Genomic DNA, 9,642 nt, shown 5'->3' with positions numbered 1-9,642 from the left:
AGATAGTCTAAATGAAAGCTCATCACTATAACTGTATTGGTTGATCTATTTTACACCATAAACTCAGGAGAGCCGATTTTCCCGGAATTGATGCACGGATTAAAGATGTCCAATTAGCAGTAGTTGTCGGAACTAGCAAGAAAGAAACAGGGAGAAAAAGTCGCTGTTGCAATTCAGATGAAGTCTATCATGCTGATGTTCCTGTAATGGAAAATCGCTCCTTCTTTGAAGTTGATTTACGCCAAACATTAGATTCGATCGACCGCAAAATAGATGAGCAGACAGCTAGAAATAAAAAACTGTTAGAGCGAGTCATTGGAAAACAGGTGGAAGCTGATTTCCGAAGTGCAGAACGGCAAATCAATGATTATATCAACAGGTTTCAAAATGACTTCGATCGCGTTTTGAAGGAACGGGAAACGAAAGAAGTAGAAGCGCCGGAAATTCTAGCTCGTCTTGAGGATCAAAAAGCTAAGCTTATTGAGTACCTCAGTCAATTAAGTTCGATTCGGGAATCTCTCAATAGTTGGAAGCCAGTTAAGTAAAGTTAGAGAAAGTACGATCGCCCTTTTTTCCCAAAGTGCGATCGCCCTTATCTAACTTCTCTTCTCCTCACATTACTAAGCAACTGCAAGTTCATATTGCAGAACTAAAATTTCATCAGCTTTCAACATAGCCATAGCATATTCACTCCCTTGACTATCAGCAAACTCCACTAAATACTGACATTCCTTTTCCGTATCATACACTTCAACAATAGTTCCCACAAGTCCAACTGGCAAACTAGAAATAGATGCGTATTCTGGTTCCACTAGCGCTAATCGCGTATTTGAAATCGGCTTGAGAATCGCAACAGAATCCAAAACTCTAAAGTGTTTGATCATAGTTTCACAAAAGCTCAAATCCAACAACGGTTAGAATTAGTTGAAGTAATTTTCCCGAAGTACCTTCTCAAGGTTGGTAGGGGCAGGCTTAGTTAGGATATACGCAATCGCAGCTAGTTTACCCCTTTTACGCACCCGCCCTCCCCACGGTAGGATTTACCCCTTACTTAGGCCTTAAGTTCGCGCTGCTAAATTCAGAAGCAACAATCATCGACCCAATCCCCGCATCCGTAAATATTTCTTGCAGCAAAGCATGAGGAATTCGACCGTCAATAATGTGAGCACCCTTCACACCCTGAGCCAAACTCCGCACACAACAATTAACCTTCGGAATCATCCCCCCAGAGACAACTCCCGACTCAACCAACTCTCTTGCTTCTTGAATATCTAACTTAGCAATCAGACTATCCGGCTTGTGATAATCCTCCAAAATTCCCGCAGTATCAGTCATCAAAATTAACTTTTCCGCTCCTAAACCAGCCGCAATTTCCCCAGCCACTGTGTCAGCATTAATGTTGTAAGATTGACCGTTTTCATCGGCTGCCACGCTCGACACCACCGGAATATAACCGCTGTTCACCAAAGACTCCAAAATCTGGATTTTCACGCCACTGACTTCACCCACAAACCCAATTCCTTCCCGGCCATCTGGACGAGCTTGAATCAGATTGGCATCCTTGCCGCACAATCCCACTGCTTTGCCGCCAGCTTGGTTGATTAACGAAACAATTTCCTTATTTACTTTCCCCACCAAAACCATTTCTACGACTTCCATTGTCGCCGCATCAGTCACTCTCAAACCATCTTTAAATTGCGGCTCAATTCCCAATTTTTCCAGCCAAATATTAATTTCCGGGCCGCCGCCGTGAACCACAACCGGACGCATCCCCACGCAAGCTAGCAGCACAATATCCCGAACAACCTTGTCTTTGAGATTGCTATCTTTCATCGCCGCACCGCCATATTTGACCACAATGGTGCGACCGGCAAAGTGTTGAATGTAAGGCAGTGCTTCGGACAGCACCTCTACTCGATTAGTGTCCGAATTCCTAACAAAATCGCTTTGTTTGAGCATGGGTAAATTACAAAAGACTAAAAACTTAATTCTAAACTTTAATGGCTAAAGCACATATTAACAGCCACAAAAATCACTTTTTCCCTTGAAGTTATGGACGCACAGGCCCGATCGCCTTTATTGAACCCCATCCTCAAAAAATTCATAGGTTTTTTTTATAAAAGCATTAAATTTTATGTATTATAACTTATACATTTTTTGCTACAGTCAAGAAATGTATAACTCCCTAGATTTACTTAACGTTTTATGTTAACTGCTGTCGCCCAAGACTCCGAAAACCTTCAGTACAAGCTACCATCAGAGGCTGAGTCGTCCCCCCGGATGACGGTATTTTGCGATTTAGACGGGCCCATAGTCGATGTGTCCGATCGCTACTATGCCACCTATCAACAGGGATTGGCCGATACTCAAGCAGCTTATCTCGCTCGGGGAATCAACCTCAACCTTCAAATCCTCAGCAAACAGCAGTTTTGGCAGATGAAGCAAAACCGAGTGCCCGATGCTGAAATCGCCAAAAGTTCCGGCTTGTCGGGAGAAGAAATTCACGTTTTTCTCGGATGCGTGAGTCGCATTGTCAATCAGCCAGACTTGTTGCACTTAGATCGCATCCAGCCGGGAGTGCAATGGGCGATCGGACTTCTGCACTCCCGCGGCGTGCGGCTGATTTTAGTTACCCTACGGCCGAGAAATCAAGCAGTTCAACTGTTACAAAATTACGGTTTAGCCAGACTGTTTACCAGCATTCGCGGAACTCAGATGGCGGATGCCGCCTATCACAACTATACAGCCTTAAAAACTGAATTGTTGGCTGAAGTTGCAGAAGAATTTGAGTCATCGCTGGGTTCGGCTTGGATGATCGGAGATACAGAAGCAGACATCCTCGCAGGAAAAGCATTGGGAATACCTACAATTGCCGTTACCTGCGGAATTCGCAGCCGTTATCAACTGCAAAAGCACCAGCCTAATTTCATTCTCAGCGATTTGATTATTGCCGTTCATCACTTATTAGGTTCGGCCCAACAAGTAATACTAGAATGACTCCCGTTAACAGTAATTAGTTAACAGTTAACTGTTGACGGTTAACTGTTGACTAAGGACTAATGACTGACTAAGGCTTTTCTAATTTCCTGGTCATTTCCCACAAGCGATTGAGCGGAAAATAAATCACCGGAGCCCAAAGACTGCTAAGAATAGCAGAACACAAAGCCACTCGCTGATGATAGCTCCAAATTTCCAATAAAGACCGATCGCCCATAGAAAAAAATTGCAGCCCCATCACCGTTTCAGCTACCACCGCCATCCCAAACACAATTAACGCGATCGGAATCGGATCTCTCTCAACAATATCTACCGGAATCGACCAGGTTTTCTGCAAAACAACTGTTAGGACTCCTACAACAACTAGACTCACAGCGTGGCTGGGATGAGGAGCCGTCATCGCATCTTGAAGAAACCCCAAAACCAAGCCCATGCTAGCAGCTCCCCAAACTGTACGTTTCCGCTTAATACTCCAAGCTACCAACCAAATTAACAGCCAGTTCGGTCCAATTCCCAGCAATTCCATTCCCGGCATCCGAGTGGGCAATATCAGTATGCACAGCATCACAGATAGAAATGTAACTGCGAAGTTGAGAAATGGGCGCGATCGCGAAGACATCCGAGATAAAGCTTTCATTGTTGCTGTGCTCCCTCAGATGCTGCTGAAGATTGACTCTGCGAATCCTTCGGTTCGGCTTGCTTAGAGTGCGGGTAAACCACCGCCCACTCCAGAGAATTCATCGGTGCAGAGAACTCAACAACAGCTTCTGGAGCCGGAGTTTTATTCATATCCACCGAAACCACTTTTCCCACCGGCAAACCAGGAGGGAACAACTGACTGAAAGAAGAAGTTGAAACCACATCCCCAGGTTTGACATTGGGAACATTATCAAAAAACTCCATCACAGCTTGATTTCCGCCTTTCCCGCGCATAAAACCCATGTGGCGACTGCGGGTAATTCCCACACCCAATTGACTCGTAGCGTCGCTGACTAACAGCACCAAGCTAGTATTAGGAGTAACGCTGACAACCCTGCCTACTAAACCGCCGGGGCCCATCACAGTAAAATCTGTTTTGATGCCATCCTTACTGCCGCGCCCCAAGGTTACTTGCTGCCACCAGTGGTCGGCGCTGCGACCGACAATAGGAGCTACAATCCCTGCTGGTTTCTTAGCCGAAACGTAACCTAAAAGCTCTTTTAGCTTCTGATTTTGATTTTCTAATTCTAATACCTGCGCTTGCAATTCTTGAGTGCGCGCCGAGATGAGTTCCTCTTGCCCAGAGCCGTTGGCGTGAAACGGACGAGTCACCCAATTGTAAACTTCAAATACTGCCGCACCTTGTGTTTGCCGAACTCCCCAAGCGGCAGTTACAGCTAAACCTAAAAGAGCAATTGGCAGCCGCAGATCCCACCACTTTCGGAATGTATTTTTTAGCATAATTTCACTAATCTAAAATTGTTAAGTCAGGATTTTAGATTTGAGATTGCAGCCGTATTTCTAAATCCACAATCCCAAATTTGTTAACTACATATTGCGCGACGACTGCCCGCTGAAAACCCGTTCCAACTGTTTGTTTTCCAATACTCTACCAGTTCCCAAAACCACGCAGCACAGCGGATCTGCTGCCACGTGAGTGACAATTCCTGTTTCGTGACTGATCAGAGTATCTAAACCTTTCATCAGCGCGCCACCACCAGCGAGCATAATTCCCCTGTCAATAATATCTGCTGCTAATTCCGGGGGGGTGCGTTCCAAAGTACGCTTGACAGCTTCCACAATTACTGAAAGCGGTTCCGACATACTTTCGCGAATTTCTGGGCCTTTGATAGTAACAGTTCGCGGCAAACCAGACAGTAAGTGCAAGCCGCGCACTTCCATCATTACATCGTCATCCTCTGGAGTTGGATATGCAGAACCCACCTGAATCTTAATTTCTTCAGCAGTGCGTTCGCCGATGACCAAATTGTGAACTTTTTTCATGTATTGGACGATCGCCTCATTGAGTTCGTCGCCGGCTACCCGCACAGACTCACTGATCACCGTACCTTGCAAACTCAAAACAGCAACTTCCGTCGTACCTCCGCCTATATCTATAATCATATTGCCAGTCGCCTCAGCAACAGGCAGTCCAGCCCCGATCGCCGCAGCGATGGGTTCATCAATTAACCGTACTTCTCTAGCACCGGCCTGAGTCGCCGCCTCAATGACAGCACGCCTCTCGACTCCGGTGACACCGCTGGGGATGCCAATAATGATCCGTGGCGAAACTAAGCTTCGGCCTTCGTGAACTCTGCGGATAAAAGTCTTGAGCATCAATTCCGCCGTATCGAAGTCTGCAATTACCCCGTCGCGAAGCGGGCGCAGTGCTATGACATTCCCTGGCGTGCGCCCGAGCATTTTCTTAGCTTCTTCTCCAACAGCCAGCGGTATTTTTAAATCTTGGTCGATCGCCACTACAGAAGGTTCCTGCAGAACAATACCTTTGCCCGATACATAAACGAGCGTGTTAGCAGTACCGAGGTCGATACCCATATCTCTAGATAACGAAAATCGATTGAGAAGACCCACTGATTCGTACCCCCCCCAAAAACTAAAATACTATTGTGTGCAATAATGTTGTTACAAAAGTGTAACCGAGGTGGATTCTATTACGTTTTTCATCCTGAGTCTAGTCAGAAATGTACATTGTCGAGCTCAGGTTGAGCGCAGACTCGCCAATCATCCACTATCAATATGTTCTGCTAACTGGGTGTACAATCAGGATGAAGCCTCACAAGCGTTGTTCCAAGTTCAGTTTGGAGGCTAATGCGCGTGTGGACTGTTTAACTACATCACCGATCGACCACATTCCCAAAAAAGTTTATGAGTCTTAATGTTGTGACTTTAGTAGGCCGCGTCGGCGGCGACCCGGACGTGAAGTATTTTGAGTCGGGTACAGTTAAGTGTAGTTTGACGCTGGCAGTGAACCGCAGAACCAAGAACAGCGATCAACCAGACTGGTTCAATCTGGAAATCTGGGGCAAAACAGCGCAGATTGCTGCTGACTACGTTCGCAAAGGCTCTCTAATTGGCGTCACAGGCTCTTTGAAGTTCGATCGCTGGCAAGACCGCAATACGGGTTCAAATCGCTCGAAGCCGGTAATTAAGGTAGACCATTTAGACTTGCTGGGTTCCAAACGCGACAACGAGTCGGGTATGTCGCAAAACAACAGCGAATTCTAGCGTTTGGGGAATTTGGGAAGTAATATTTGTGAATTGGGTGGGTGCTCGTGACTTCAGAAAAGTTAGAAATTGTTCAAACTGAGTACCAAGCTGGGCAAGTAGCTTTTGAGAGTGGCCGGTATGCTGAAGCTGTGCAGAGTTTAGAAACAGCTACCGGTTTAGTCGATCGAAATTCCCGGTTGGGCGGTGAGGTGCAGATGTGGCTAGTGACCGCCTACGAAGCCTCTGGCAATACAGAAAAGGCGATCGAGCTTTGCCGCAAGCTCACCCGCCATCCCCGCCAAGAAACCCGCCAACAAGCAAAGCGCTTGCTGTTCATTCTCGAAGCTCCCAAACTCACTATCCCTCCTGAATGGATGGTGAAAATCCCTGATTTGGCAGCTTTAGATGAAAATCAATCAATCAGTTTTCAAGCCAATCCAAACGCTGATATCAAGTACGCTAAGCCCAAGCCGACCGTACCGGAACCTGTTGACTTGAGCCAGGTTAATACGAAAGATAATAGGTTTATTTGGGTGGCGTTAATTGCGATCGGGCTAATTTTAGGCGGCTTATTTATTAGTTATTAATCATTCTTGGAAGTGGATTCGCGAAAAAACCCGGTTTCTGTGGTCGGTTGGTAGCGATCGCGAGTTCTTGAGTATAGTGCGAGATGTGAGTTAACATAGGAGTTAAAAAGCTCCACATCCCGATCGTCCGCGATCGCGATAAGCTGTGGGTTCCATCTACAATCTACAATATACAATCCGATGACTTCACTCCCACCCAACCGCGCCAAAACACTCAAAGAAGCTTACCGCGCTTGCGATGTCAAGCCTCTAACGGGCGATGATATTGCACGATATTATGTGGATTTGTCCGCAGTACGAAACACGGTAGCGATCGACGATGTTAGCACGGATTTGGATCTTCAAGAACCGGGAGAATTTAACACAATTTTGTTTACCGGACATCGGGGATGCGGCAAAAGTACAGAGTTAAAACGCATTCAGTCGCGGTGGGAAAATGACTATCGGGTGATTTACATAGAATTCGATCAGGAACTAGATGTTCTTGATGCAGAATATACCGATTTATATTTGCTGTTTATCAACAAAGTAGCTGATGATTTAACTAAATTACAATTGAAGTTTGACCCCAAACTTTTAGATCGTTTTGAATCGTGGTTTAAAGAAGTCACTAAAGAAACAGAAGAAACTGTTCAATCTTCCGTTAGCATCGAAACTGAAGCAAGTGCAGGCTCAGAAATTCCCTTTATTTATAAGTTGACAGCAAAATTGCTCGGTCAAATCAAAGGTTCTAGTCAACAAAAAAAAGTGATTAGGGAAACTCTTCAGCGTAATTTGTCCCGCTTGCAAACAGATATTAATTTGTTATTGAAAGATGCTTTTGAGAAGCTGAGACAAAAATATCCAAACCGCTATCAAAAAGGATTTTTGGTGATTGTTGATAACTTAGACCGGATTCCTCCCAATGTTGCCAATCATTTGTTTTTTGATTACGCTCCTCAACTCCAAGAACTAGACTGTACAATTATCTATACAGTGCCGATTTCGGTAATTTATTCCTATAAAAATGTCAGCAATTTGTTTGGTAATCCCAACATCGTGCCAATGGTGAATATTTATGAATTTAATCGCAGTGAGTGCGATTTAAATTACCATCAGCAAAGATTAGAGGGAGTTGCCAGTTTGATCGAAAAACGGGTTGATGTTAGTGCCGTATTTGACGATCGACAACAGTTGCTAGATTTGGCAAAAGCTAGTGGCGGTCATGTGCGACAATTGATGCAGACGACTCGATCGGCTTTTCGCACAGCCATTACTCGCAAACACAGTAAAGTTTTGGCAGAAGATGTCACTTACGCTTTGAAGCAACAGCAATTTGACTTTGAAAGGTCTACTCCTACAGCAGAATATTATACCATATTAGCGCAAGTTTGCCTCAAAAAAGATATTGATAAAGATGAAATTGGACAAACTTTATTATTCAATATTTCCGTTTTGGAATACAACGGGAGTAGTCGGTGGAATTATGTCAACCCACTCGTAAAACAAAGTTATGCTTTCCAACAAGCCCTGGCATCAATTCAAGGAAATCCCTGAAATATACCGACAAAGGATTGTTGAACTCAATCAAGAGTCTTTCGATCAATTGCTGACGTTTGTCGATATTGTTCCCGACAAAGCCTTTGATTTGGGATTTATCGACTGTAATTTTGCCAGGGATAGAGATGCGATTATTCAGGCTTTAATTAGTCATCCCGATTGTCAAGAGATGCAGTTTGAGGTTTGGGATTTTCCCGATCCTGAGATGCGCTTTTTGATGGATGAAATTCTTAAGGTTTTGCCAACAGTCAAAGTTCAACCAGACAAAAAGTTGATTTTCATTGTGCGGGGATTGGAAAATGCGATCGGGATGACAGGGGAATATCCGCCAATGCTGGTAGATTTTAATTGGGTACGAGATGCTTATCCGGTTAAAGTGCCCCATCCCATGATTTTTTGTTTGCCAGATTATGCGATTACGCGAGTCGCTAATTTTGCGCCGGATTTCTGGGCCTGGAATTCGGGAACTTTTGTGTTCAAAACTCCTGTAAATACTAGAGATGATGCGATTTCTCAAACTCTGGATGCTAGCAAAGGGATTAGCAATTGTGAGTTGCCGGAAAAGCAGGAACGGATCGATTTATTAAAACGGTTATTGATTGAATACACTCCCTCGAATGGGCGCGAGGAAACTGAAGGGGATTTGAAAACTCGGATCAGGGTTTTGAATGATTTGGGGATTGCTTATCGCAGTCGGAGTGAATATAAAACTGCAAACTACTATCTGGAACAAGCGTTAGATTTGGCGAAGGATGATGAAGTTTTAGGGGATGTCAAGGCAAATGCTTTGCATGAATTAGCAATTGTTGAGCGCAATCTAGGGGAAATTGAAAAGGCAATTACTTTAGAACAGCAAGCTATGGAAATCTTTGAACGCATCGGCGATATTAAGATGAAAGCTGCTACTTTGCACCAACTAGCAATAATCTATGCCAATCAAGGGGAAGTAGAACAGGCGATCGCATTTTATCAACAATCTCTCGAACTTCACGAAAAAATTGGCAATCTTCAAGGGAAAGCTGCTACTTTGCACCAACTAGCAGGAATTTATGCCAATCAAGGGGAAGTAGAACAGGCGATCGCATTTTATCAACAATCTCTCGAACTTCACGAAAAAATTGGCGATCTTCAAGGGAAAGCTGCTACTTTGCACTGTCTAGCAATAATCTATGCTAATCAAGGGGAAGTAGAACAGGCGATCGCATTTTATCAACAATCTTTGGAACTTAAGGAAAAAATTGGCGATGTTCAAGGGAAAGCTGCTACTTTGCACCAACTAGCAATAATCTATGCCAATCAAGGGGAAGTAGAG

Annotated in this window: 11 protein-coding genes; 6 read left to right on the top strand and 5 right to left on the bottom strand. The window is 44.5% G+C overall.

Annotated features, from left to right (window positions below; translation table 11 throughout):
• Nucleotides 1-206: 206 nt before the first annotated feature.
• Nucleotides 207-545 carry a hypothetical protein gene (locus QUA04_RS15050; protein WP_333258141.1) on the top strand — a complete coding sequence of 113 codons (339 nt, stop codon included), beginning with the start codon at nt 207-209 and terminating at the stop codon, nt 543-545.
• A gap of 75 nt (nt 546-620) precedes the next feature.
• On the opposite strand, the gene QUA04_RS15045 is transcribed toward QUA04_RS15050, so the two are convergent.
• Together QUA04_RS15045 and argB are read right to left on the bottom strand one after the other, a co-directional pair.
• Entirely contained in the window at nt 621-884 is a 264-nt protein-coding gene (locus tag QUA04_RS15045) for a DUF4926 domain-containing protein (RefSeq protein WP_333258140.1), read from the bottom strand.
• Nucleotides 885-1,047: 163 nt separating this feature from the next.
• On the bottom strand, nt 1,048-1,959 hold the full coding sequence (gene argB, locus QUA04_RS15040) for an acetylglutamate kinase (RefSeq protein ID WP_333034924.1): 912 nt from the start codon (nt 1,957-1,959) through the stop codon (nt 1,048-1,050).
• A 246-nt stretch (nt 1,960-2,205) separates the two neighbouring features.
• Between argB and QUA04_RS15035 the strand changes: the two genes are divergently transcribed.
• On the top strand, nt 2,206-2,997 hold the full coding sequence (locus QUA04_RS15035; protein ID WP_333258139.1) for an HAD family hydrolase: 792 nt from the start codon (nt 2,206-2,208) through the stop codon (nt 2,995-2,997).
• A 70-nt stretch (nt 2,998-3,067) separates the two neighbouring features.
• Here QUA04_RS15035 and mreD read toward each other — a convergent pair whose 3' ends face one another.
• The 3 genes from mreD to QUA04_RS15020 all read right to left on the bottom strand — a co-directional run bounded on the left by mreD (nt 3,068) and on the right by QUA04_RS15020 (nt 5,532).
• Nucleotides 3,068-3,634 (bottom strand): rod shape-determining protein MreD, encoded by a 567-nt coding sequence (gene mreD / locus QUA04_RS15030; protein WP_333258138.1) that lies wholly within the window; start codon nt 3,632-3,634, stop codon nt 3,068-3,070.
• Nucleotides 3,631-4,437: a rod shape-determining protein MreC gene (gene mreC, locus QUA04_RS15025; RefSeq protein ID WP_333258137.1), complete on the bottom strand. Its 807-nt coding sequence runs from the start codon at nt 4,435-4,437 to the stop codon at nt 3,631-3,633. Before mreC ends, mreD begins: the two co-directional genes overlap by 4 nt.
• Nucleotides 4,438-4,524: 87 nt before the next feature.
• Nucleotides 4,525-5,532: a rod shape-determining protein gene (locus QUA04_RS15020; RefSeq protein ID WP_006632285.1), complete on the bottom strand. Its 1,008-nt coding sequence runs from the start codon at nt 5,530-5,532 to the stop codon at nt 4,525-4,527.
• 330 nt (nt 5,533-5,862) lie between these two features.
• Here QUA04_RS15020 and QUA04_RS15015 point away from each other — a divergent pair, with 330 nt between their 5' ends.
• The 4 genes from QUA04_RS15015 to QUA04_RS15000 all read left to right on the top strand — a co-directional run.
• Complete coding sequence (locus QUA04_RS15015) at nt 5,863-6,222, top strand: single-stranded DNA-binding protein (RefSeq protein WP_172184493.1); 360 nt, start codon at nt 5,863-5,865, stop codon at nt 6,220-6,222.
• A gap of 47 nt (nt 6,223-6,269) precedes the next feature.
• Entirely contained in the window at nt 6,270-6,791 is a 522-nt protein-coding gene (locus tag QUA04_RS15010) for a tetratricopeptide repeat protein (RefSeq protein WP_333258136.1), read from the top strand.
• Between the two features lie 180 nt (nt 6,792-6,971).
• Complete coding sequence (locus tag QUA04_RS15005; protein WP_333258135.1) at nt 6,972-8,327, top strand: P-loop NTPase fold protein; 1,356 nt, start codon at nt 6,972-6,974, stop codon at nt 8,325-8,327.
• The coding region (locus QUA04_RS15000) for a tetratricopeptide repeat protein (protein ID WP_333258134.1) at nt 8,284-9,642 on the top strand (1,359 nt) is incomplete at its 3' end. The genes QUA04_RS15005 and QUA04_RS15000, both read left to right, overlap by 44 nt.

The sequence above is a fragment of the Microcoleus sp. S13_C5 genome (assembly GCF_036700845.1).
In the GTDB taxonomy this organism is placed as follows: domain Bacteria; phylum Cyanobacteriota; class Cyanobacteriia; order Cyanobacteriales; family Microcoleaceae; genus Microcoleus.
This window is presented reverse-complemented; position numbering and strand designations above follow the sequence as displayed.

Coding starts and splice junctions, on each gene's coding strand:
- QUA04_RS15050 (WP_333258141.1), top strand. CDS start 207: ATGGAAAATCGCTCCTTCTTTGAAGTTGATTTACGCCAAACATTAGAT.
- QUA04_RS15045 (WP_333258140.1), bottom strand. CDS start 884: ATGATCAAACACTTTAGAGTTTTGGATTCTGTTGCGATTCTCAAGCCG.
- argB (WP_333034924.1), bottom strand. CDS start 1,959: ATGCTCAAACAAAGCGATTTTGTTAGGAATTCGGACACTAATCGAGTA.
- QUA04_RS15035 (WP_333258139.1), top strand. CDS start 2,206: ATGTTAACTGCTGTCGCCCAAGACTCCGAAAACCTTCAGTACAAGCTA.
- mreD (WP_333258138.1), bottom strand. CDS start 3,634: ATGAAAGCTTTATCTCGGATGTCTTCGCGATCGCGCCCATTTCTCAAC.
- mreC (WP_333258137.1), bottom strand. CDS start 4,437: ATGCTAAAAAATACATTCCGAAAGTGGTGGGATCTGCGGCTGCCAATT.
- QUA04_RS15020 (WP_006632285.1), bottom strand. CDS start 5,532: ATGGGTATCGACCTCGGTACTGCTAACACGCTCGTTTATGTATCGGGC.
- QUA04_RS15015 (WP_172184493.1), top strand. CDS start 5,863: ATGAGTCTTAATGTTGTGACTTTAGTAGGCCGCGTCGGCGGCGACCCG.
- QUA04_RS15005 (WP_333258135.1), top strand. CDS start 6,972: ATGACTTCACTCCCACCCAACCGCGCCAAAACACTCAAAGAAGCTTAC.